21 protein-coding genes are annotated in these 23,306 nt (G+C 46.3%); 15 read left to right on the top strand and 6 right to left on the bottom strand.

Features of this window, described 5'->3' with window-relative positions; translation table 11 throughout:
* The first annotated feature begins 130 nt into the window (after positions 1 to 130).
* From mpl to MHN02_RS04675, 3 genes are all read left to right on the top strand, one after another.
* Positions 131 to 1,489: a UDP-N-acetylmuramate:L-alanyl-gamma-D-glutamyl-meso-diaminopimelate ligase gene (gene mpl / locus MHN02_RS04685; RefSeq protein WP_014947859.1), complete on the top strand. Its 1,359-nt coding sequence runs from the start codon at positions 131 to 133 to the stop codon at positions 1,487 to 1,489.
* 71 nt (positions 1,490 to 1,560) lie between these two features.
* On the top strand, positions 1,561 to 2,193 hold the full coding sequence (locus MHN02_RS04680) for a flavin prenyltransferase UbiX (protein ID WP_014975357.1): 633 nt from the start codon (positions 1,561 to 1,563) through the stop codon (positions 2,191 to 2,193).
* A 2-nt stretch (positions 2,194 to 2,195) separates the two neighbouring features.
* The gene (locus MHN02_RS04675; protein ID WP_239244819.1) at positions 2,196 to 3,005 is read left to right on the top strand and encodes a S1/P1 nuclease; all 810 of its coding nucleotides are present in this window, start codon (positions 2,196 to 2,198) and stop codon (positions 3,003 to 3,005) included.
* 31 nt (positions 3,006 to 3,036) lie between these two features.
* On the opposite strand, the gene MHN02_RS04670 is transcribed toward MHN02_RS04675, so the two are convergent.
* Complete coding sequence (locus MHN02_RS04670; RefSeq protein WP_239244817.1) at positions 3,037 to 4,278, bottom strand: extracellular solute-binding protein; 1,242 nt, start codon at positions 4,276 to 4,278, stop codon at positions 3,037 to 3,039.
* Between the two features lie 88 nt (positions 4,279 to 4,366).
* Positions 4,367 to 4,852 carry a ribonuclease E activity regulator RraA gene (gene rraA / locus MHN02_RS04665; protein ID WP_014947855.1) on the bottom strand — a complete coding sequence of 162 codons (486 nt, stop codon included), beginning with the start codon at positions 4,850 to 4,852 and terminating at the stop codon, positions 4,367 to 4,369.
* 352 nt (positions 4,853 to 5,204) lie between these two features.
* Between rraA and MHN02_RS04660 the strand changes: the two genes are divergently transcribed.
* From MHN02_RS04660 to MHN02_RS04620, 9 genes are all read left to right on the top strand, one after another.
* Entirely contained in the window at positions 5,205 to 5,723 is a 519-nt protein-coding gene (locus tag MHN02_RS04660) for a phosphatase PAP2 family protein (RefSeq protein WP_239244815.1), read from the top strand.
* Position 5,724: 1 nt separating this feature from the next.
* On the top strand, positions 5,725 to 6,792 hold the full coding sequence (locus MHN02_RS04655) for an MJ1255/VC2487 family glycosyltransferase (protein ID WP_014947853.1): 1,068 nt from the start codon (positions 5,725 to 5,727) through the stop codon (positions 6,790 to 6,792).
* Positions 6,793 to 6,804: 12 nt separating this feature from the next.
* Complete coding sequence (locus MHN02_RS04650; protein ID WP_039226877.1) at positions 6,805 to 7,041, top strand: lipoprotein; 237 nt, start codon at positions 6,805 to 6,807, stop codon at positions 7,039 to 7,041.
* The gene (gene lysA, locus MHN02_RS04645; protein WP_239244813.1) at positions 7,041 to 8,291 is read left to right on the top strand and encodes a diaminopimelate decarboxylase; all 1,251 of its coding nucleotides are present in this window, start codon (positions 7,041 to 7,043) and stop codon (positions 8,289 to 8,291) included. The genes MHN02_RS04650 and lysA overlap by 1 nt, the downstream gene beginning before the upstream one ends.
* Before the next feature lie 35 nt (positions 8,292 to 8,326).
* Positions 8,327 to 9,157, top strand: coding sequence for a diaminopimelate epimerase (gene dapF, locus MHN02_RS04640; protein ID WP_014947850.1), 831 nt, complete (start codon positions 8,327 to 8,329; stop codon positions 9,155 to 9,157).
* Positions 9,154 to 9,849 (top strand): DUF484 family protein, encoded by a 696-nt coding sequence (locus MHN02_RS04635; protein ID WP_014947849.1) that lies wholly within the window; start codon positions 9,154 to 9,156, stop codon positions 9,847 to 9,849. The genes dapF and MHN02_RS04635 overlap by 4 nt, the downstream gene beginning before the upstream one ends.
* A gap of 5 nt (positions 9,850 to 9,854) precedes the next feature.
* Entirely contained in the window at positions 9,855 to 10,775 is a 921-nt protein-coding gene (gene xerC, locus MHN02_RS04630; RefSeq protein WP_014947848.1) for a tyrosine recombinase XerC, read from the top strand.
* A 20-nt stretch (positions 10,776 to 10,795) separates the two neighbouring features.
* The gene (locus MHN02_RS04625) at positions 10,796 to 11,536 is read left to right on the top strand and encodes an HAD-IA family hydrolase (RefSeq protein ID WP_239244811.1); all 741 of its coding nucleotides are present in this window, start codon (positions 10,796 to 10,798) and stop codon (positions 11,534 to 11,536) included.
* 168 nt (positions 11,537 to 11,704) lie between these two features.
* On the top strand, positions 11,705 to 13,213 hold the full coding sequence (locus tag MHN02_RS04620) for a diguanylate cyclase (protein WP_039226887.1): 1,509 nt from the start codon (positions 11,705 to 11,707) through the stop codon (positions 13,211 to 13,213).
* Between the two features lie 98 nt (positions 13,214 to 13,311).
* Here MHN02_RS04620 and cysE read toward each other — a convergent pair whose 3' ends face one another.
* Positions 13,312 to 14,118: a serine O-acetyltransferase gene (cysE, locus tag MHN02_RS04615; protein ID WP_014947845.1), complete on the bottom strand. Its 807-nt coding sequence runs from the start codon at positions 14,116 to 14,118 to the stop codon at positions 13,312 to 13,314.
* Positions 14,119 to 14,581: 463 nt separating this feature from the next.
* On the opposite strand from cysE, the gene uvrD reads away from it, so the two are divergent.
* Entirely contained in the window at positions 14,582 to 16,753 is a 2,172-nt protein-coding gene (gene uvrD / locus MHN02_RS04610; protein WP_014975348.1) for a DNA helicase II, read from the top strand.
* 42 nt (positions 16,754 to 16,795) lie between these two features.
* On the top strand, positions 16,796 to 18,073 hold the full coding sequence (locus MHN02_RS04605; RefSeq protein WP_014977963.1) for a diguanylate cyclase: 1,278 nt from the start codon (positions 16,796 to 16,798) through the stop codon (positions 18,071 to 18,073).
* 66 nt (positions 18,074 to 18,139) lie between these two features.
* Here MHN02_RS04605 and rarD read toward each other — a convergent pair whose 3' ends face one another.
* The 3 genes from rarD to MHN02_RS04590 all read right to left on the bottom strand — a co-directional run bounded on the left by rarD (position 18,140) and on the right by MHN02_RS04590 (position 21,220).
* Entirely contained in the window at positions 18,140 to 19,054 is a 915-nt protein-coding gene (gene rarD, locus MHN02_RS04600) for an EamA family transporter RarD (protein WP_239244808.1), read from the bottom strand.
* Positions 19,055 to 19,283: 229 nt separating this feature from the next.
* Positions 19,284 to 20,621: a magnesium transporter gene (locus MHN02_RS04595; RefSeq protein WP_014977961.1), complete on the bottom strand. Its 1,338-nt coding sequence runs from the start codon at positions 20,619 to 20,621 to the stop codon at positions 19,284 to 19,286.
* A gap of 86 nt (positions 20,622 to 20,707) precedes the next feature.
* Complete coding sequence (locus tag MHN02_RS04590; protein ID WP_052247383.1) at positions 20,708 to 21,220, bottom strand: thioesterase family protein; 513 nt, start codon at positions 21,218 to 21,220, stop codon at positions 20,708 to 20,710.
* 213 nt (positions 21,221 to 21,433) lie between these two features.
* Here MHN02_RS04590 and recQ point away from each other — a divergent pair, with 213 nt between their 5' ends.
* The gene (gene recQ / locus MHN02_RS04585; RefSeq protein WP_239244805.1) at positions 21,434 to 23,275 is read left to right on the top strand and encodes a DNA helicase RecQ; all 1,842 of its coding nucleotides are present in this window, start codon (positions 21,434 to 21,436) and stop codon (positions 23,273 to 23,275) included.
* The last annotated feature ends 31 nt before the right edge of the window (positions 23,276 to 23,306 follow it).

Raw genomic sequence — 23,306 nt, 5'->3', positions numbered from 1 at the left:
TAGATTCTTAGGTGTTTAGCGTATTACAACGGCTTAAGGCATTTATTGAATGATTTAAATTGAATTATCTATAGGCCACGGGGTTCTGATACAGTACCCCAATAACATGATAATTCATTGAGAATGCGCTATGCATGTACATATTTTAGGCATTTGTGGAAGTTTTATGGGCGGCATCGCCGCTATTGCTAAATCACTCGGCCACAAAGTAACAGGGTCTGATAAAAACGTTTATCCGCCCATGAGCACCCAGCTTGAAGCATTAGGCATCGAGTTGACCGAAGGTTATTGCGAAAGCCAGTTTGATCCAGCGCCAGATATGGTAGTAATTGGTAACGCGATGTCGCGCGGTAACCCCGCCGTTGAATACGTGTTAAACCGAAACCTGCCTTACACTAGCGGCCCACAATGGCTGCTTGATAACTTACTAAAAGATCGTTGGGTCATTGGGTTATCAGGTACCCACGGTAAAACGACTACTAGCAGTATGGTCGCGTGGATTTTAGAACACGCTGGTCTTAATCCCGGTTATTTGATTGGCGGCGTACCAGAGAATTTTGGCGTATCGGCTCGCGTGGGTGAAAGCCCCTTTTTTGTCATTGAAGCTGACGAATACGACAGCGCATTTTTCGATAAGCGTTCTAAGTTCGTACACTATCGTCCAAAAACCTTGGTAATTAACAACCTTGAGTTTGACCATGCAGATATTTTTGCTGACCTTGGGGCTATTCAAACCCAGTTCCACCATTTGGTTCGCATGGTGCCAGAAAACGGGCTTATTCTTACACCTAACAATACGCCCGCAATTGAGGATATGCTCAAGAAAGGTTGCTGGTCTTCTCGCCAATCGTTGGGCAAAGAGTGGCATGCGGAACTGTTAAAGAAAGACGGCAGTGAATTCAATGTATTACATAACGGCGTTATAGCTGGAACGGTAACCTGGGCTTTGGTTGGTCAACACAATGTGGACAATGCTTTAATGGCCATAGCTGCTGCCCACCATGCAGGTGTTACCTTACCTGATGCCATAGACGCCCTATCATTTTTTAAGAATGTTAAGCGTCGCATGGAAGTAAAGGGTGAAGTAAACAACATCACCCTTTATGACGACTTTGCACACCACCCTACTGCAATTGCGACTACACTTGATGGATTGCGCAAGAAAGTGGGTAATGCCCGTATTCTGGCTGTGCTAGAGCCGCGCTCTAACACGATGAAAATGGGCGTGCACAAAGATACGCTGGCAAACTCATGGCAGAAAGCCGATGAGGTTTACCTTTATGAACCTGAAGGCATGGACTGGTCGTTAGTCGATTCGGTAGCGCACAGCAACGCGCCTACGCACTGCTTCAGAGATGTAGAGAAGATCGTTCAAGGCGTTTGCAACGTAGCACAACCGGGCGATCATATTCTTGTAATGAGTAACGGCGGTTTTGAAGGCATTCATGGCCGAATACTCGACGCCCTAAAAATGAAGTCCAAATTGTAAATAGACAGAATAAAACCAAGTGTTACCCGATAGACAAGCGCATTACGCTTGTCATCTACAGAGGCTATATAATGAAACATGACAAGCAAGTCACGCTTGCTATCACAGGCGCATCTGGCGCGCCTTATGCGCTTACACTATTGAAATCGCTAGTTAACGCCGATTACCAAGTGTATGTACTTATCTCTTCAGCAGCAAAAGTAGTATTTGCCACTGAAGAGAATGTGAAAATCCCCGGGCGTCCCGAAGATGCAGCTGCGTTTTTTACCGAGCATTGCAATGCAAAGCCAGACCAAATCAAGGTTTTCGGCAAAGAAGAGTGGTTTTCACCAGTAGCTTCAGGCTCAGCGGCCCCCGCAAAAATGGTGGTTTGCCCGTGTTCTACAGGTACGCTTTCGGCCATTAGTATTGGCGCTAGCGACAACCTTATTGAGCGCGCAGCTGATGTCGTTCTAAAAGAGCGTGGACAACTTATTTTGGTGCCTCGTGAAATGCCACTTTCTTCTATTCATCTAGAAAATATGCTCAAGCTTTCGCAAATGGGTGCTACTATTATGCCTGCAGCGCCTGGCTTTTATCACAATCCTAAAACTATCGATGACTTGGTAGATTTTGTGGTGGCGCGCATACTAGACCACCTAGGTATTGAGCAGTCTCTTGTCGCAAGATGGGGCTACCAGTCTTCCAAACATTCTGAGGATTAACCATGTTCGCGTTTGCAAACAGGATTTGCGCAGTTGCGCTGAGCACGCTATTTACATTGTGTATTTCATCACCCGCTTTCGGATGGGGGCAAACCGGTCACCGAGTGACTGGCGCTATTGCCGAGCAATATCTTAGCCCTCTTTCACAAGCTGCACTAATGGAGTTATTACCACACGGTTCGTTGGCTGAAGCCTCAACTCACGCTGACGAAATGCGTTCTGACCCCAGCGAATTTTGGCAGAAAACCGCTAGCCCTTGGCACTATGTATCTGTACCTGAAGGAAAGACCTACGAAGAAGTTGGCGCACCAAAGCAAGGTGATGCGGTTACCGCGTTAAAGCAGTTTACTGAAACGTTAAAGAACGACTCCGCCACCGTTGAAGAAAAGCGTCTGGCCCTTCAGTTCATTGTACATATTATTGGCGACCTTCATCAGCCGCTTCATGCCGGAAACGGAACTGATCGTGGCGGTAACGATGTAAAAGTGCGCTTCTTCTGGCAAGACTCTAACTTACATCGCGTGTGGGACTCGCAAATGCTAGATCAGCGCGACCTGTCTTATTCGGAGTGGACGTCTTGGTTAACAAAAGCTATTACGGCTAAGGATATTCGCAGTTGGGCCACCACCGACCCTATGGTGTGGATTGAAGAAAGCACCGCTATTCGCGATACCATTTATCCTGATGACGCAAACAATATGAGCTATGACTACTTATACAACCACCTGCCTACTGCTAAAAAGCGTTTGCAGATGGCGGGAATTCGCATTGCCATGTATTTGAACAACGTGTTTGACGAAGCAGAGCACTAGTCAAAAGTTGAGCTCGATTAGCATCTCATAGTTAATCGAGCTGATACACTTCCAACCTTAGCGCTTCAAGAGCCTCTGTCGTACTACCTACATCTGCTGATTTCATAAAGTCTCTCAACAGTGTCATGGCAGGTTCTGCGAATTCGTGAGGCACGACCCTATCGAAATATGGACTTGTGCTTTCTGCCGTATTTAACTGCTTAGCGCCCATATCATTAAAGTAATTCGGAAAATGCTCACTTCCCGCCAAAGGAGAAAATCCCCCTGCGTGAAGATTAAATCGCGACTGGGCCTTGTGTGTCGCCATGAACGACAAAAATTGTCGCGCCGCTTTTTGCTTCGAAGAACTAGCCCGAACAAAAAACACATCCAAAGGAGCTAGCTCAATGGTTTCTTGACCGGGACTGAGCTCTGGGAAAGAAAATATCCTAATTTTTGACTCTGCACTTTCAGGAATACGAGAGCTTAGAAAATGTCCAATTAACGTAACGCCTGCCAAGCCTCGGTATAGATAAGGCATGGGATCATACCAGTCCATGTTCTCTCCCGTATCCATGAAATAACCCTTATCAATGAGTACTTTCCACAGAAGAAAAACCTGCACGACTCGCTCATCTTTATATGAGACACTGCCTGATAACAGTTCGTGGTGAAAGGACTCTCCATAAAGCCGTAAACTAATGAATTCAAACCAGCTTGTTAATACCCACGGCGCATCATACCCAATGGCTATGGGCGTAATACCTTTCTCTTTTAAAGCCTGACAGAGGTGAAGAAATTCGTCCCACGTATTTGGTGCAGCAAGTCCCAGAGAATCAAAAAGCTCGGCATTATAAAAAAATGACCACGGATAATGGGATACCGGAATAGCGTAGAAGCGGCCATTAAGGCTAACTTGAGAGGACACCGACACTCTAAACGCATCTGTTAGTCGCTGTGCTTGCCAAACGTCACTTATGTCGCTCACCCATCCACTGCGAACAAGGTCGAGCAGCCGCTCGTCGCCATACCAATAAAGTACGTCTGGCCCTTCACCCGTTTTAAGCCATTTGAGAACTTGCTGCTTATACTTATCGGTATGTACGCCCACCGCATTGAGCGTAATATCAGGCGCTATTTTGGCAAATTCTTGCTCAATGTCAGAGATTAAGTAACGTTCGTTAACGTTATCATTCAGCCATCCGACAGTAAGCGTCTCTGCCTTTGAGGGCAACGCCAACATAGCCAAAAAAACGGTAAGACAAAAAGGATATAACCCGTAAATTGCTCGCACCAAAAGCCCCTGCTTAAACTGAGTTTGCAGAACTTATCGGTTAATAAACGCCAGGTGCGCCCCTAAAATTACGCGCTATTTATAGCACTCAGTCCAGATCGAGAGGTTCAGGAGAGAGAATAACGCCCGTGCTATCAGCATACAAATGATCTTCTGGTAAAAACGTAACGCCACCAAAGTTAACGGGCACGTCTACCTCACCAATACTTTCACACTCAGCATTTACTGGAATGGCGGCTACCGCCAAAACACCGATATCTAATTCGGCAAGGCTATCAACTTCTCGCACGCTGCCGTATATCACAACCCCTTCCCAATCGTTGTCGATTGCAACTTGAGCAGAGGATGCATCGAACAGTGCACGACGGCTAGAACCACCGCCGTCAATAAGCAGTACTTTTCCAGCGCCGGGCTGAGCAAGTACTCGGTCGATAAGGCCTCTGTCTTCAAAGCATTTAATTGTGGTAATTTCACCACCGAAAGAATACCGGCCACCAAAGCTCGCGAAAATTGGATCTACCACGTCTACGCTATCAGCAAACAAATCGCATAATTCAGATGTGTTGTATTCCATCGTTCTGCCTTACTAAAATTGAGAAGACTAAAATTAAGTGAAAACAAAGCGCTGCTTACGCTTCTAAAACTAGCATAGCATTAAATGTGGCAATGCAAACGTTTGATTTCACGCCTTTCGTCGAATTTTCTACTTTTTTTAAAACTCATCAATACTTGCTCTCCCCTTCCCAAAATGAGCACATATTTTGCTTAGCTTTTTGTCTTTTATAGCCATTCCTAATATCTGTTCGCCAGGACAAAAGAAAAAGTAAAAGCGAAGCTCGCTGTCAAAAAAGTTTCTTTTTTTCGTCACCCACTGGTCACAGATGAACTTTAGCCTGTGCAGTAATTAACCGATAGGGGACAAGGCGATGTTGATTAAATCCTTGACCAAATACGATACTGACTTGTTTTATCGCCTGTACAAACTGACGCAAAAAAGAGACTGCAGAAGTATTATTTGGCTGTCGAAAACCGGCGATGGTTACCTGTACCTTGTTATCGGTGCGCTGCTTTGGGCATTTGAGCCTGAACACGGTGAGGTTTTCCTCTACACAGCGCTGATGGCTTATGCGCTGGAATTACCCATTTATGTGCTGCTTAAGAAAATGTTCAAGCGCCCTCGCCCTTGCGATTTTCTAATGAATTTAACAGCACATGTCACGCCTTCTGATAAATTCTCTCTTCCTTCAGGTCACACGGCAGCAGCCACATTGATGGCGAGCATAGTGGCTCATTATTATCCGTCGTTTGCTGTATTGGCTTACAGCTGGGCCGCGTTAATTGGTCTTTCACGTGTGTTACTGGGTGTTCATTACCCGTCAGACGTGATCGCAGGGACGCTTCTAGGCGTTACAATAGCAACGTTGAGCATTTCTATTCTGGGGTAGCATGAGATTATTGTATGGTGTGCAAGGCACCGGTAACGGACACATCGCCCGTGCGCGAATAATGGCTGCAGCTCTGGCACAGCGCGATGACATTAACGTTGACTTTGTGTTTACTGGTCGTCCCCCTGAGAAGTATTTCGACATGGAAATATTCGGAGAATACCGAACCTTTACTGGCCTGAGCTTTATCACCAAAGGAGGCCGGGTTGATAAATGGGCGACCGTTAAAGATGCAAATGTAAGCCAGTTTATTAAAGACGTGAAAGCCTTTGATACCAGCAACTACGATTTGCTGGTCAATGACTTTGAGCCCGTTACGGCGTGGGCAGCTAAACAGCAAGGTCTACCTTCTATTTCGATTAGCCATCAGGCTGCATTTGCCTACGACGTCCCTAAAAGTGGCAACACGATTTTCGATTCCTTGCTAATGAAAGTGTTTGCGCCAACAGAGATTCAACTAGGTGTGCACTGGTATCACTTCAATCAACCGATTATTCCGCCATTCGTTGCAGAAAAGCCGATTGTGTCTTCGGGAAATGGTCACGTTCTGGTTTACTTACCTTTTGAAGATATTGAAGATGTTCAACAAATGTTGGAACCGCTAAGCGATCAGGTTTTCGAATGCTTTCACCCGAACATCGATGAAGCGAAAGAAGTGGGACATATTCATTGGCACCCTACATCTAAGAAGCACTTTCAAAAAGCCCTACAGCACGCCAGTGGCGTAATCGCCAATGGGGGGTTTGAGCTATCGAGTGAGGCACTTCAACTGGGCAAGAAGCTGCTTATAAAACCTTTACACGGCCAGTTTGAGCAACTATCGAATGTGCTTACATTAAATAAATTGGATTTATGCCACACCCTGTTTCAACTTGATACCGACATTGTTGAAGAGTGGCTAGAAGCTCCTGACAACGAAGCAATTGCCTTTCCAGACAACCCCAACATTCTTATCGATTGGCTTAAAAACAAAGACTTTTCTGATACGCAAAGCCTGTGCGATGCGCTTTGGAAAAACGTTCGATATGGCGATAAAACACAAGAACGATTATTGGCTCTTGCAATTTAACGCCGCAATGCGATGATAGCGGCATTTGTCGTATTCTTCGCGGGATTTTTCGTGCTTAAAAAGTCAGTTGTTTTCTTGCTAACACTCACAGCATTATGTGGCTGTGGTTACAAAGGGGCGCTCTACATTCCTGAGGCGCCTGCACAAAACACGTCTGCTGAACCAGCGTCTTCTGAAAATGCAGAAACCGGCGCCGACTCTGACACCAATAACACTTCACCCGTAACTACTTCTGGAGAGCTGAACTAGTGGATTATTTCGCCTACAGCCAAGGTCAGCTTCATGCTGAACAAGTGGCTGTTTCTGATATTGCAGCCCAGCATGGAACGCCGGTTTACATCTATTCACGTGCAACGTTAGAGCGTCACTGGCACGCATTTAATGATGCCATTGGTGAGCATCCTCACCTTGTGTGTTACGCGGTAAAAGCGAATTCGAACATCGGTGTATTAAGCGTTCTAGCCAAATTAGGTTCAGGCTTTGATATCGTTTCAGCAGGTGAACTCGCTCGCGTAATCGAGGCCGGTGGCGATGCAAGTAAGGTAGTATTTTCAGGCGTTGGTAAAAAGCATGATGAAATTCGCTATGCGCTAGAACAAGGCATCATGTGTTTCAATGTAGAATCAGAGCCAGAGCTTCATCGAATTAACCAGGTTGCAGGCGAAATGGGCACGAAAGCCCCTATTTCACTGCGCATAAACCCGGATGTGGATGCCAAAACTCACCCTTATATTTCTACAGGCTTGAAGGCAAATAAATTCGGTATTGCCCGTGAGCGAGCGCTTGCTACCTATGAATTGGCCGCATCGCTACCTCATTTAAATGTTGTTGGTATGGACTGCCATATCGGCTCACAGCTCACAGAAATCGGCCCATTCGTAGACGCCTTGGAGCGCCTACTTTTGCTTATTGATGAATTAGCTGAACGTAACATTATCATTGAACATTTAGATGTGGGCGGTGGTCTTGGCGTTACTTATAACAACGAGCAACCACCTCATCCTAAAGCCTATACACAAGCCATGGCTGAAAAAATGGTAGGCCGTGAGAATCTAAAGCTTATTCTTGAGCCAGGCCGCGCTATTGCAGCAAACGCCGGTATTTTAGTTACCGAAGTTGAATTCATCAAAGAAGGTGAAGAAAAAAGCTTCGCCATTGTCGACGCTGCAATGAACGATTTGTTACGCCCTGCACTTTACTCAGCATGGCAAAAAATTATTCCTGTAAAAGAAGAAACTACGGCAACACCACGTATTTACGATGTAGTAGGCCCAGTGTGTGAAACTGGTGACTTTATAGGAAAAGATCGTGAATTAGCCATTGAACCAACAGACTTACTTGCAGTTCGCAGCGCCGGTGCCTATGGTTTTGTTATGGCGTCAAACTACAACAGCCGCTGTCGTCCAGCCGAGATTATGGTAGACGGTGACAAAGCAATTGTGGTTCGCGAAAGAGAAAAACAAAAAGATCTCTGGCAAGGTGAGTACAAACTTCCGTAAACTAGAGACAAACTAACAAGATAGATGCGCGTTTAATGCAGGTTCAATTTTCTAAAATGCACGGTTTGGGTAACGATTTCATGGTTATTGATAACGTTACTCAGAACGTCTTTTTCTCTAAAGAAAAAATTCAGCAACTGGCTAACCGAAACTTCGGCATTGGCTTCGACCAGCTGTTGATGGTGGAACCGCCTTACGATCCTGAACAAGACTTCCACTATCGTATCTTCAACGCGGATGGTTCGGAAGTAGAACAGTGTGGCAATGGCGCACGCTGCTTCGCACGTTTTGTTAAGCAAAAAGGTCTCATTAATCGCAACAAAATTGTCGTAAGCACCAAAGCTGGAAAAATGGTGCTGTATCTTGAGAAAGATGGTCAGGTTACTGTGAACATGGGTAAACCTGAATTCGAACCTGCGAATATTCCACTTAAAGCCAATAAGCAAGAAAACACCTACATATTGCGAGTCGGCGAAAGCACGCTATTCATTGGATCGGCATCGATGGGTAACCCACATTGCGTGATGGAAGTCGACGACGTTGATACTGCTAATGTGGCCGAGATTGGTCCGCTTGTTGAAAAGCACGAACGCTTCCCTGAAGGCGTAAACGTTGGCTTTATGCAAATAATCAATGAGTCACATATTAAACTTCGCGTATTTGAACGAGGTTCAGGTGAGACCTTGGCCTGTGGTAGCGGCGCTTGTGCAGCGGTTGCAATTGGCCAGATTCAGGGTAAATTAGGAAAAGACGTGCGGGTAGACTTACCCGGAGGCAGTTTACGTATACGCTGGCCTGGCCCAGATAACGTGTTAAAAATGACAGGGCCTGCTGAGCACGTGTACGACGGACATATAAATCTATGAGCGAATTATCAGGGCAGTCTAACGCTACGCAATTGATTGAGCCATTTAACGACACAACGGAATTGTCGAGTGCCGATGTGCGCGCGTTCTTGTTACAAAACCCTGAGTTCTTTGCCGAGCACCCCGACCTTCTTGAAAAAATTAAGCTTCCCCACGAGCAGAAAGGCAGTGTTTCACTAGTAGAAATTCAAAGCGATCAGCTTCGAAAGAAAGTTAGGCAGCTTAATTTTAAACTCAATCAGCTGGTGAGCATCGCTAAACAAAACGAAAAAATATATCGCGTTTACACCGATTTAAACGTGCAGCTTCTGCGCTGTGAAAGTGTTGCCGAAGTTCAGTTTACTTTGGAAGATGTGCTTCAAGAGCGTTTACAATTGTCATCGGCGGTCATTAAAAGCTTTAAAGGTCCGCACGCGATCCCCGAACTACAGCAACGTTTATTTACTGAAAAACGTTTTAAAAATACCAACTTTTTCTTCGGTCGATTATCTCAGCACGAACGCCAGCTTCTTTTCGGAGAAAGCCCTGCGGAGTCTGTAGCGCTAATGCTGCTTGGTGACAACCGTGAACTCGGTATTTTAGGCATAAGCAGCAGTGACGCCAGCCACTTCACCCCAGATATGGACACCTTGTTACTTCAACAGCTTCAGCAAGTGCTTAATATCATCTTGCCTGAAATGATGGGATATTAGGTGTAGTGTCTACGGACGCATTGATAAGCGAACCTTGCCAGCAATGGCTAGATAAGTTTCTGCTACATCTACAGGTAGAACGTGGGCTATCTCTTCACACCATCAAAAACTACCAGCGCCAGCTTACCGAAGTTGCAAAGTTACTTGGGCTTTACGAGTGGTCGGGACTAACGCCAAGCGACATAAAGCGGGTAATGGCTGATGCAAAGATGTCAGGGCACAGCCCGCGCAGTATAGCATTGCGCCTATCGGCACTTAGAACCTTCTGCCAATATCTTATCGATCATCAGCAACTATTCAGCAACCCTGTAGAAGGTATTCAAGCTCCGAAGCAAGGGAAGCCATTGCCTAAGCAACTAAGCGTGGATGAAATGCAACAGCTTCTTAATGCCTCCCCCCGAAGCAGTGACGACGATGAGGGTATGCAGTTACGTGATGTGGCTATGTTTGAGCTACTCTATGGCTGTGGACTGCGCTTGAGCGAACTGACTGGGCTTAATTTGGCCGACTGTCTAAAGGACGGTACGGTGAAGGTCATGGGTAAAGGAAGTAAACAGCGAATACTTCCGTTAGGCCGACACGCACAAAAAGCGCTTAACGCGTGGTTAAAGGTACGCCCTGCCTACGCATCACCTTACGAAAGTGCGGTCTTTGTGAGTAAGCGCAAAACCCGCATATCCAATCGACAAGTCGCTAATCGCCTCGATAAAATGGCAAGCGAACAGTCTCTGTCACAAAAAGTAAGCCCTCACAAACTGCGCCATTCCTTTGCTACCCACGTATTAGAATCCAGCGGAGATTTGCGTGCGGTGCAAGAGCTATTAGGTCATGCTAACTTGTCAACGACACAAGTTTATACCCATCTGGATTTTCAGCATCTCGCTAAGGTTTATGACGCGGCTCACCCTCGCGCACATAAGAAATAACGCTACTAGAAGGTTTCCCAATGCAGTTTTTCAGGCCTATCAATAGTGTCGAGGCTATGACCTTCGACCTCGATGACACCCTTTACAATAATGAACCTATTATTCGACGCGCAGAGCAAGCCCTTCAAGCGCATATTGCTGAACATCACCAACAGGCAGCTAAGCTAACATCACTTGATTGGCTACAGCTTAAACGTGCGGCTATCGCCAAAGACGCGCGGTTGGCTTCTGATATGGGGCAGCTTCGTCGCGTTGTATTAAGCGCTGCACTATCTGGCACGCCAGCAAACCAGTTATCAATAGTCCCTACAGAAGACACTGCATTACGTGCTGCTGTAGACGGCTGCTTTAATTGTTTTTATGACGCAAGAAGCGATTTTGCGTTAGTCAGTAATGTGCACCACACCCTCGATAAACTTAGCCAGCACTTACCGCTCGTTGGTATTACTAACGGCAATGTAAACGCGCAAAAAGTAGGGTTAGACCGTTACTTCACGGCGATCTTACACGCCAGTGTGGAACGGCCTATGAAGCCTGCTCAAAACATGTTTGATGAAGCGGCCTCACTGATAAAGGTAACGCCGTCGCACATTTTACATGTGGGCGATAATATTATTAAAGACGTGTTCGGTGCCATTAATGCAGGCTATCAGTCGGCATGGTTTGCATGTAATCGTCCAATGCAGTTGAAATTAGAACCCGTTTCAGTACTTCCACACGTTCAGCTTGATTCATTAGAAGAGCTTATTCAATTTGTCTAGGCGCTATTTATCTCGAAAATACAGACCTTTACTACTCATTCTTTTGCGGGATGTTAACCTTTGAGTAAGCCGCATTCTTAAAGGTCTAGAGAGCCGCACTTAGGGCGTATAGATTTTAACGCTCACTCGTTATACACTGAAAACTGAAGTCGTAGTTTTTGTGTCCTCATGGAAAAACCTGCTATCTCGAAGTCAAGGTCGCAACAAGCGTCCAAGGTAGATAAGCCAACCTCGAATGTTCATGAACATGCCGAGACAGGTCGTTCTTTTTGGCCGTTTAAGCCACTGTCTGGCTTGTATCAAGATGTATTTATTATCTTGTCTTGGATTGCCATATGGCAAATTGGACGCATTGTTGAATACACTGAACACGCCAGTGTTTGGTTTCCTGCGGCAGGCTACACCCTTGCATGCTTCTTAGTTTTAGGTTGGCGCGCGGTAGTGCCTATTATGGTGGCCGCCATTGCGATTACCGTCTGGAATGGTCATAACTACTCGCTGCCGTTAAGTAACGTAGAAATGATGTGGGGCGGCGTGTTATTCGGCGTTGCACATATGCTTCCTTACTATGCAGGAGCCAGTGTTCTCGGCCATCTATTGAGAAAACCCGACGTCACCACACCCCAATTAATCGTCTCGTTCTTAATTATCGGCTGTATTTCGTCGTTAGTTGCCACGCAACTTGTCATTGGTTCACTTGTTCTCACTAATCAGATGTCAGCGGCGGATATTAAAGATGCGATGCTGCCCTTTTGGATAGGGGATATGGCTGGTGTTGTTGTGCTTGCACCTCTTTTTGCTGGCTTGTTAGTAAAAATAAGTGCGGCTTCTAAAATAGACCTCTTGGCATTTTCTAACTGCGCTTCATCCGATTTACACAGCTACTTTAAGAAAGTGGCAATCAATTTGGCCCTCATACTATTCGTCATGTTACTGGCAAAACTTACCCAGTCCCGTGATAGTGCATTTGCTATCTTTTTTCTCGCCATTACCCACATGTGGATAGCGTGTACTGAAAGTACGAAGCGCAATGTTATAAGCCTTGCAATAAGCAGCTTATGCATTGTTTTGCTGGTGCATATATTCGCCTTAATGGATTACGTCAAAGTGTATCAGTTTGCACTCAACGTTATTGCAGCCAACGCGTTGTTTGGTATAGCCATTCCTCAGTTACAAGCAGACAATGCTCTGCTCAAAGACCGTGTTTTTGTGGATACCTTAACCCAAGCTTATACGCGGGAGTATTTGGCTCAGCGCAGCGCACTAGAAATGGCTCAGAGCCGTGAATCTGGAAGCTCGCTTTATTTCGTTATGTTTGATTTAGATAAGTTTAAACGTATTAACGACGAATTAGGCCATGTAGACGGCGACAACGCATTGCGCCGACTAAGTCAGGTGACGAAGGATATTGTGCGTAAAGCGGATGTTTTTGCCCGTTTCGGCGGCGACGAATTTGTATTGCTTCTGCCTAATATCAGCGAGCAAAACGCCCTTAATTTGGTGGAAAAAGTACGTGAAGGAATAAACGCAATCGTTATTTCAGAAGTGTCATTATCATCGAGCTTCGGCGTCACTCTCATGCAGCAAAGCGATACACTCGAGACACTTATTCAGCGCGCCGACCGCGCACTCTACGCATCAAAGGAAAAAGGCGGCAACACAATAACCCTCAAATAATGGGGTCAGAGTACATTTAATCACTCAAAAACCCCTGAAGACGAAAATGTACTCTGACCCCATTATTACGAAAGCAGAAATGTACTCTGACCCCAATTTTATACGTGGGAGTTATCTTCTAGTACGTTTTGGCGCATGGATTCACATGGGCTTTGACAAACCGGTCTCCCAACCACTTTAGCTGGAACACCCACCACAGTAACGTGAGCCGGAACACTATTAAGTACAACGCTACCAGCGCCCACTTTTGAGCCTTCACCTATTTCAATATTTCCAAGGATCTTGGCGCCAGCGCCAATTAACACGCCTTGGCGAATTTTAGGGTGACGGTCGCCCGACTCATTACCGGTACCACCTAATGTAACGCTCTGCAAAATAGATACGTTGTCTTCAACTACTGCAGTTTCGCCCACTACAATGCCAGTTGCGTGGTCAAACATGACGCCTTTACCAATACGCGCAGCAGGGTGGATATCTACACCAAAGCTTGCCGAGTTGCGGCTTTGTAAGAATAAAGCAAGCTGATGACGCCCATGAACCCAAAGATAATGCGCCATGCGGTGTACTTGCACAGCATGAAAACCTTTAAAGTGAAGTAAGGGAGTAAGGTAATCGTTGACCGCCGCATCCCGCGCCTTAATCGCTAGAATGTCAGCAATAGCCGCTTCGCTGATGCCAGGCTCAAGTAAGTAAGCTTCATCGAAAACTTCACGAATGGCGAGCGCAGGCATGACGTCGTCTGCCATTTTGTTCGACAGAATAAAACTAAGCGACGATTCAAAGTTGTGATGTGCAAGAACACTGGCATGCACATAGCTAGACAGCAAAGGCTCTTTTTCAGCAACAACTTGCGCTTCTTGTTTTAGCGTAGACCAAAAATCGATGGGCGTTGTAAGTGCGGTCATGAGCATGTCCCGTTATATAAAAATGCTGTGTTCTATCAGAAAATTGGGTAAGCAATCTAAACTTGTTCCTTGCTGTGCATATCTATGCTGACAAAAAGAAACGCATAAAAGTTTACCTGAGTTTGATGTGATGCAATACCGATGTGATACCGACCAAGCGCATAATTCGATCAATTTATCGAATTAATTCGTTATAGCTAATAACCGTATCGTACATGTATACATCGTTAAAGCACTCTGCTCTCTCGCTGCGTCTAACTGAGTGCTTCCATTAATTTAATAGAACGTCCAGAGCGCTCGTATCTTTCATTAAATAATACTAAAAATCATGATTGCACAAGAACGTATAATGCCGTTGAAGTTTATCTTCACTGGGAAAAACTGGACTGTATAAATTAACAGGCAGGTGGCATAATAGTGCGCTGCTGAATGTATAACACTATCAACTAACAGGTACCACACTATGGATGTATCTCGACTGCTAGACGAGCTAAACGACAAACAGCGTGAAGCAGTAGCAGCCCCACTATCTAACGCCCTAGTTTTGGCTGGCGCGGGCAGTGGTAAAACCCGCGTATTAGTGCATCGCATTGCGTGGTTAATGGAAGTCGAAAACATCGCCCCTTTTTCTATTTTGGCAGTGACCTTTACCAATAAAGCAGCCAAAGAAATGCGCGGCCGAATAGAGTCGTTGATGGGTCGCAGCCTGCACAATATGTGGATTGGTACCTTCCACGGGCTTGCACACCGCCTGTTACGCGCGCATCATGCAGAAGCCAACTTGCCTGAGAATTTTCAGATAATTGATTCGGATGATCAGTATCGACTTATTCGCCGCATTCTGAAGGCCATGAACCTGGACGAAAAGCATTGGGCGCCTCGTCAAATTCAGTGGTACATAAATGGCAACAAAGACGAAGGCTTGCGCCCTCAGCACATTGAAACCCACGGCGATCATATTCAAAAGACCATGCGCGAAGTCTATGCGGCATATCAAGACGCTTGCGACCGTTCAGGCTTGGTAGATTTTGCTGAACTGTTGCTACGCGCACATGAATTATGGGCTAAAAACCCAGAAGTATTAGCCCACTATCAACGTCGTTTCCGTGCAGTGTTGGTAGACGAATTCCAAGATACCAACAATATCCAATATGCATGGCTTCGTATGCTGTGTAGTGGTGGTAATAATAACATTATGATTGTTGGCGACGACGATCAGTCTATTTACGGCTGGCGCGGCGCAAACGTAGATAATATTCAGCACTTCCTGAAAGACTTCAACGAGCCTAATACTATTCGCCTTGAGCAGAATTACCGCTCTACAGGAAACATTCTTAAAGCGGCGAACACGGTTATCGACAACAATACGGGCCGTTTAGGGAAAGAGCTTTGGACGGAAGACGCGCAAGGCGAGCTGATTTCTGTATATGCGGGTTTCAACGAGCTAGATGAAGCGCGCTTTATTGTTTCGAAAATCAAAGATTGGCTTAATCAAGGCAACGCCCTTACTGATACCGCTATTCTTTATCGAAACAACGCCCAGTCTCGAGTACTGGAAGAAGCCTTGCTGCACGAAGGGCTGGCGTATCGCATATACGGCGGTCTGCGCTTCTTCGAACGCCAAGAGATTAAAGACGCCCTTGGCTATATGCGTATGGTGAGCCACCCGCACGACGATGCAGCTTTCGAGCGTGTAGTAAACACCCCAAGTCGCGGTATTGGTGAGAAAACCTTATCGCAAGTGCGCGACACCGCGCGAATGCACAACTGTTCAATGTGGCAGGCGTGTCAGTTGCTCATTAATGAAGGTGGCTTTAAAGGCCGCGCGCTAAACGCTATGCAAAGCTTCGTGTTGCTAATTACTGAGCTAGAGCAATCCACGTTAGATGAGCCCCTTGACCAACAAGCCGATAAGGCTATTCGCCAGTCTGGTCTGTACGCCATGTACCAAGCAGAGCGCGGAGAAAAGGCCCAAGCACGTCTAGAAAACTTAGAAGAATTGGTTACTGCATGTAAAACTTTTATCGTGCCTGAAGAAGCCGAAGAAATGTCGCCTCTGGCAGCCTTTCTAGCTCATGCGTCGCTGGAAGCAGGTGAAACCCAGGCGGATAAAGACCAGGATGCCGTGCAAATGATGACCATTCACACCGCTAAAGGCCTTGAATTTCCACTGGTATTCTTAGCAGGTGTAGAAGAAGGCATGTTCCCTAGCCAAATGACTAACGACGAGCCAGGTCGAATGGAAGAGGAACGCAGACTTTGCTATGTTGGTATGACCAGAGCAATGCAAAAGTTGTATATTACTTATGCAGAAAGTCGTCGACTCTATGGCCAAGATAAGTATCATACTGCTTCTCGATTTATTCGCGAAATGCCAGCAGACTGCGTTGAAGAGGTTAGGCTGAAATCGACTATTTCGCGGCCCGTGCACAACCGCTTTAGCCAAGCGACGTCGCACGCCAGTTTTGAAGAAACGGGCTTTAGTTTAGGTGAGCGAGTTGTACACCGTAAATTTGGCGAAGGGATCGTACTTAACTACGAAGGGAGTGGTGAGCACGGTCGAGTTCAAGTAAACTTCGACGAATTTGGCAGCAAATGGCTGGTACTTGCTTACGCAAAGCTGGAGAAAGCGTAACATTATTAATAGGCAAGGTAGCCTAAACCTAAGTTGAAATGTATGCAGCAACACGTGCTGATCATCGAAAATGGTGAAGGCAACCTTGAACTTATAGCGAAATTAGTACGCCGGGCTGGTCTTACCCCCGTTGGCGCAACGTCGCTGACAGAAGGCAAAGCACGGTTTTCGCAAAATATGCCGGAAACCTTTCTGTGTGCTATTGTCGCATACTCGCTTCCCGATGCACCAAAAGGCGAAGCCATCGACTTTACGGTTGAGTCTTTCATTCCCACCATTGCTACAACAGAAAGTTTAGATAGCGCTATTCGCGATAAAGTCCTAGAACGTGACGTTGTCGATTACATTCCTAAAGAAAATTCGCAGAACTACGACTACCTCAATCGTCTTATTAGCCGATTAGAAAAAAACAAGTCTACTGGCGTCGTCGTGGTAAGCACTAATCGGGTGTTGCGTTCAAAGACCGTTTCATTACTGCAGCGCCACAATTTTATTGCGTTTGAATGCCTAACGGCCACAGACGCTATGCAATGCTTGTCTGAACACAAAAACGTACGTCTTGTTATCACTGACAACACGTTGCCTGATATGACAGGCACACACTTTGTCGCCAGTTTAAGAAAAGCCTTCTCGAAAGAGCAGCTGGCAATTATGGGCGTTGCTGGAGGCAAAGGCATGTTAATGTCTGCGCACTTCATTAAAAGTGGTGCAAATGACTTCTTGCGAGTGCCCTACTGTCATGAAGAGTTCTTGTGTCGCGTGATGCAGAACGTAGAATATATTGAGAGCGTTGAAGAAATTCGCCGTGTGGCCAACACCGACTATTTAACAGGTTTGCCTAACAGGCGCCACTTCTTCTACATGGTTACTGTACAACACCAAAACCTGTCTGAGGATCACGCTCTCGCCCTTATTGACCTAGACTTTTTCAAATCGATAAACGATACCCATGGCCATGACGCCGGTGACATTGTGCTAAAAGCCATGGCGGCCCTTATTGAGTTTTATTTTCCAGACGAAATTATTTCCCGCTTTGGTGGCGAAGAGTTTTGTATATACATGCCGTCAACACCACTAAAAGAAGCCTGTGAGCGTTTAGACGACTTCAGAAAGGTGGTGGAAGCGGAAATTATTCAGCTGCCTAAAAGCGACATTAAAGTGACCTGCAGTATTGGAGTAAGTGGCGCCCACACTCAGCGCGTAGATAAGCTACTAAGCCTTGCCGACAAGCAGCTTTACGCCGCCAAAAATAGTGGGCGTAACCAAGTAAAGTGCGAACCACCAGATGTTCCTCAGCAAGAGCAAGCTTCACTGCTTTAGCTTTTCACTCAATCAACCGCCGCTTAGCTGTCCGACGTTTAATTAAAGACTTGTGCGCAAAAGCCCCTACTCCACCGCTAGCTTTCGCGCTTTACGTTGACTGCGGTAATTAACTAGCGAGTCGGCACTAAACAAGATAAGCGCAAACCACACAAAGCCGAAGGTTACCAAGCGCGACTCTTCAAGCGGTTCGCCGTACAGGTAAACCGCCAGTATGAACATAAGTGTTGGGCCAATGTACTGAAAGAAGCCCAGCGTTGAATACATAATGCGCCTTGCTGCAGCGGTAAAACAAAGTAGTGGCGCGGTAGTTACAATGCCAGCCGCCAAAATAAGGATATTTAGCGTGGCATCGTTATTAAATAAATTGCTGTATTCAGAGCCAAAGAACACCCAGTAAATAATAGCGAATGGCGAGAGCATTAAAGTTTCAATGAAAAGGCCTGGTAGCGAGTCTACTGCCACTTGCTTGCGCAATAAGCCATATACGCTAAAACTTCCCGCAAGCACCAGAGCAATCCACGGCACGTGGCCGTAAGAGAAAATAAGAATAGCCACGCCAATAACGGCAAGCCCAACGGCTACACGCTGTAAGTTACGCAACCTTTCACCTAAGAAAAGTCGCCCTAAAAACACGTTGATAAGAGGGTTGATGTAATAGCCAAGGCTTGCATCAAGAATATGGTCGTTATTAATTGCCCAAATAAACAAGAGCCAATTCGCCCCGAGTAACAAGCCAGCAACGAATAAAATCTGCATTACGCGCTTATTGCGAAGGGCGGCGCCCACTTTGGGCCACTGCTTTAGCGCGGCTATAAGCCCAACCAAAAGCACCACAGACCAAATTACCCTGTGCATTAGGATTTCAGCAGCCGGCAATACCATCAACTGTTTGAAATAAACAGGTGCAACACCCCACATGCTATATGCGGCAATTGCACAAATAACGCCGACTTGAGCGGCACTGGCTTGCTTAGACAAGACTGACTCCAACGAAATTCGGGGGAAGAAGGCGCGTATTGTTTATCAGGTTAGGTGAATACACAACCCTTAACGCTTTCCAATGCGGCAAAGGACGTGTAACAAGCGGCATAATTAATGAAACGTAATTAACAAAAAATGAAAAAGCCCCACTAAATGTGCTCATTCAATGGGGCCTAAGATGCGTTCGTCATGAAAAAACAGAACAAGGTTTATCGCGGGAATGGTGCTACAGTAGAAACAGTGTGCCCAAACCTAAGAATGCTACAAAGCCTACAATGTCGGTTACGGTAGTCAGAATGACCGACCCCGACAGTGCAGGGTCTATTTTCAGCTTGTCCAATATTACAGGTACAAACACGCCTGCTAGTGCGGCGGCTACAATGTTGAACAGTATGGCCAAACAGATAACCAACCCTAACATGGCATCGGTAAACCAGAAATAAGCAACAACGCCAATTACCAAGGCCCAAATCACGCCATTTACGCCGCCTACTTTAAGCTCTTTCACCATCAGCGCCCGTAAGTTGGCAGGCGTGACCTGCCCCAACGCCAAGCCGCGTACAATCAGGGTTAGCGTTTGACTACCTGCAATGCCTCCCATACTTGCCACTACCGGCATCAGTACCGCAAGGGCAACCACTTGTTGAAGGGTGCCTTCGAACAATCCAATAAACCACGAAGCTAAAAATGCGGTAAGCAAGTTAATGCCAAGCCAAAGGGCACGATTTTTCGCACTTTTCGCCACAGGCGAGAATAAATCTTCGTCCTCATCCATACCGGCCGAAGCCATCACTTGGCGTTCGTAAAATTCGTTAACCAACTCACTTGCAGAGGTCACATCTAATCGGCCGAGAAGCTTGTTGTTTTCGTCAACTACCGGCAGCGACGCAAGCCCAGAACGTTGAACAAGTAGCGACGCATTCATAGTGTCGTCAGCCCCTTGAATGGTCGTCACACTTTCTTCCGACAAGTCGAATAGCGACACGTGATCTTGCGCATTGAAGAGGTGGCTAATTTTAACCAGCGCGGAAAATTGACCTGAGCGGTTCACCAAAAAAATGCTGTCACAGTGCTGAGGTATGTCACGTCTTAATAAACGTAGCCCTTCGCGTACTTTCGCGTTCGAAGGTAGCACTAACTGCTCGTGGTTAACCCAGTGCCCTATTTGGTTATCGGGGAATTGTGTCGCTTCTCTGAAGTACTTACGCTCTTTAGAATCAAGTGATTCATAGGCCATATCGACAAGCCGTTTTGGCAATGAATCGAGTAGTTCCAGTAAATCTTCTGCGTCAATATCAGCAAAAATAGACGCCCATTCGTCGTGCGGCGTATTGTCGATAAGAATTTCACGGGGGTCGCTACGCATCTCAACCAATACGTCGAGCTTACGGTCGCGAGGAATGCCTTCCCATACCGCCAAACGTTTTTCTACGGGCAACGATTCTAACAGTGATGCGATGTATACCTCGTCTTGCCCCGCAAGGGTGGCTAACAAGGTCGCCGGATCGTCACCCATACTTTCGGTAACAATCTCTTCAATTAAATCTGGTAATGGCTCTGCCATGCTACACCTCCCGTTAATACCGCTCACTTCCTTTACACAACGTCACAACAGGCATTGTGGGATGATGCAAACCTATTAAGACACTGCTATCCCAGCATATACGTACCCGTGCCAAAGGCTATATGATCGCCTTTTTCGTTGTGCAATTCCATTCTACAAACCACTAATTTACTGCCCTTGCGTATAATCGTGGCTGTCGCAACAAAGCGCTCGCCTCTTCCCGGCCTTAAGTAGTCAACGCGCATATCGACCGTGCCCATGGTGGGCAATCTAACTTGAAGGTCCGCAAGGTGTTCACGTGCGGTTTGTTTGATGGTTTCTACAATTGAAACTAAACCACCGATGGTGTCTAGCATAGTCGCTGTTACACCGCCGTGTAGGATTTTTTGCATTGGATTGCCGGTTAGCGCTGGTTGCCAATCAAGGTGCAGGGAGATCTGTGTATCCAGCCCCTCTCCTTCGGTAACAAATTCCAAGCCCAGCAACTGGTTAAACGGCATAGTATCACGAAAAAGCGCAATTACATGTTTAATCATTAGTTCATGGTTTAGTGTTTCGCTGCCCTTAGCTTCGTCTTTATTAGTCGTTTTGTTATCCACTCGCTTTCCTTGATGAATTGATATTTGTAATGTGCTTATAAGCAACATTACTACCGAACGTAAGTTTGACGGAAATTCATCCAACCAATGATATTGAATCAAAATAAATTATAAGAGCTGCTGCCCCTCTGATCAGGACTATCGCTGAATTTTAGTCTAGTTTTTTAAATTGCCCCGTGAAGACGTCGCCAAAAACGCGTAAAATCCAGCGCCATGACAACTGCAATAGCTCCATCAGAATTAGCGCCAGAAACGCAACGTGTAAAAACACCAGAAACCGTCTTAAAAGATGTATTTGGTTACGATGCTTTTCGCGACGGTCAAGGCGAAGTCATTCACCAAGTATGTGAAGGTAAAGACGCACTTGTTTTGCTTCCAACAGGTGGTGGCAAGTCGCTGTGCTATCAAATTCCTGCGTTAGTGCGCCAAGGCACCGCTATTGTTGTGTCACCGCTTATATCGCTTATGCAGGACCAAGTAGAACAGCTTAAAGCGCTGGGCGTAAACGCTGCCTATCTCAATTCAACGCTAGAAGCAGACGAACAAGCACGCATAAATGACGCACTTCAAGCAGGAAAGCTCGAATTGCTCTACGTGTCGCCTGAGCGTTTAATGCAGTACTATTTTCAGCAGTCGCTTGCGCACGCCGACATTGCCTTATTTGCCATTGATGAAGCGCACTGCGTTTCCCATTGGGGGCACGATTTCAGGCAGGATTATCGCGCTCTGGGGCAAATAAAATCTCGCTTCCCCTCTATCCCTGTTATTGGACTCACAGCGACTGCAGATTCAGCGACCCAAGCAGACATACTGACGCAGCTAAACCTTAACGACCCGCTGGTTTATAAAGGCAGCTTCGACAGACCCAATATTCGCTACCGCGTAATGAGCAAGTACAAAGCCTTTGATCAAGTTGTTGCTTACGTAAAACAGCAAGAAGGTAGCGGCATTATTTACTGTAACAGTCGCGCTAAAGTCGACGACCTGCACGCTAAATTATTCAGACAAGGTTTTCGCTGCGCGGCCTATCACGCGGGTATGGACAACGACGAGCGAGAGCTGGTACAACGCCAGTTTCTTAACGACAAAATTGATATTGTGGTGGCCACCGTTGCCTTTGGCATGGGTATCAACAAATCGAACGTGCGTTATGTGGTTCACCACGATGTTCCGCGCAGTGTTGAAAGCTATTATCAGGAAACCGGCCGAGCGGGGCGAGACGGCTTGGAGTCAGAAGCTTTATTGTTGTTTGATGAAAAAGACGCAGCCCGCGTAAAACAGTGGATAGAGCAAGGGGAAATAGCCGAGCGCAACCAAATAGAGTTACAAAAATTTGCGGCTATGGAAGCTTTTTCAGAAGCGCAAACCTGTCGTAGACAAGTACTCCTGAATTACTTTTCGCAGTTCAGTGGCAGCGCCTGTGGCAACTGCGACATTTGCCTAGACCCACCTAAGATGATCGACGGTTTGGTGATTGCACAAAAAGTACTGTCGTGTGTACTTAGGCTCTCACAGCAAGCCTCTAGCCAGTATGTCATTGATGTCTTGCGAGGCAAGCAGCTTAGGCGCCTTCAGGAAGCAGGCCACCACCAGCTTTCCACATACGGCATAGGTAAAGATAAGTCGGATAGCTACTGGCACAACATTATCAACCAGCTTGTTCATAAAGGCCTTATACGCGTTGATATTACCGCCCATGCCGCATTGCGCTTAACCGAGGCCGCTCGGCCTGTGTTAAAAGGTGAAGTAGCGGTTCAGCTTGCCGTTCCGCGACTTGAATTTAAGCCCGACAAGAAAAAAGCAAAACAAGCGCCGGCCAATTACGATAGAACGTTGTTCACCCGTCTTAAGCACTTACGCAAAGTGTTGGCCGAAGAAAATGAAGTGCCGCCGTATGTGGTATTTAGCGACGCCACTTTGGTGGATATGGCGTGTAAGCTCCCTACTACGCGCAACACTCTATTAGATGTAAGTGGAGTGGGCCAAACCAAACTCGAACGCTATGGTGAGGCTTTTATCCAGCTTATTGATGATTACATAAATCGAGAGCACTGAGGGCTTGCAGGCCAACTAGATTCTGTTTTCC

Source organism: Alteromonas sp. CNT1-28, assembly GCF_022348345.1.
Classification (GTDB): domain Bacteria; phylum Pseudomonadota; class Gammaproteobacteria; order Enterobacterales; family Alteromonadaceae; genus Alteromonas; species Alteromonas macleodii.
The sequence above is the reverse complement of the archived record's forward strand: the minus strand, read 5'-3'. Positions and strand labels throughout refer to the sequence as shown.

Bases quoted from the DNA above. Each gene is read 5' to 3' on its own strand.
- MHN02_RS04655 (WP_014947853.1), top strand. From the start codon at position 5,725: ATGAGATTATTGTATGGTGTGCAAGGCACCGGTAACGGACACATCGCC.
- MHN02_RS04605 (WP_014977963.1), top strand. From the start codon at position 16,796: ATGCAGCAACACGTGCTGATCATCGAAAATGGTGAAGGCAACCTTGAA.
- MHN02_RS04595 (WP_014977961.1), bottom strand. From the start codon at position 20,621: ATGGCAGAGCCATTACCAGATTTAATTGAAGAGATTGTTACCGAAAGT.
- MHN02_RS04625 (WP_239244811.1), top strand. From the start codon at position 10,796: ATGCAGTTTTTCAGGCCTATCAATAGTGTCGAGGCTATGACCTTCGAC.
- MHN02_RS04635 (WP_014947849.1), top strand. From the start codon at position 9,154: ATGAGCGAATTATCAGGGCAGTCTAACGCTACGCAATTGATTGAGCCA.
- MHN02_RS04675 (WP_239244819.1), top strand. From the start codon at position 2,196: ATGTTCGCGTTTGCAAACAGGATTTGCGCAGTTGCGCTGAGCACGCTA.
- recQ (WP_239244805.1), top strand. From the start codon at position 21,434: ATGACAACTGCAATAGCTCCATCAGAATTAGCGCCAGAAACGCAACGT.
- cysE (WP_014947845.1), bottom strand. From the start codon at position 14,118: ATGACCGCACTTACAACGCCCATCGATTTTTGGTCTACGCTAAAACAA.
- rraA (WP_014947855.1), bottom strand. From the start codon at position 4,852: ATGGAATACAACACATCTGAATTATGCGATTTGTTTGCTGATAGCGTA.
- dapF (WP_014947850.1), top strand. From the start codon at position 8,327: ATGCAGGTTCAATTTTCTAAAATGCACGGTTTGGGTAACGATTTCATG.
- MHN02_RS04620 (WP_039226887.1), top strand. From the start codon at position 11,705: ATGGAAAAACCTGCTATCTCGAAGTCAAGGTCGCAACAAGCGTCCAAG.
- MHN02_RS04650 (WP_039226877.1), top strand. From the start codon at position 6,805: ATGATAGCGGCATTTGTCGTATTCTTCGCGGGATTTTTCGTGCTTAAA.
- mpl (WP_014947859.1), top strand. From the start codon at position 131: ATGCATGTACATATTTTAGGCATTTGTGGAAGTTTTATGGGCGGCATC.
- MHN02_RS04660 (WP_239244815.1), top strand. From the start codon at position 5,205: ATGTTGATTAAATCCTTGACCAAATACGATACTGACTTGTTTTATCGC.
- MHN02_RS04680 (WP_014975357.1), top strand. From the start codon at position 1,561: ATGAAACATGACAAGCAAGTCACGCTTGCTATCACAGGCGCATCTGGC.
- uvrD (WP_014975348.1), top strand. From the start codon at position 14,582: ATGGATGTATCTCGACTGCTAGACGAGCTAAACGACAAACAGCGTGAA.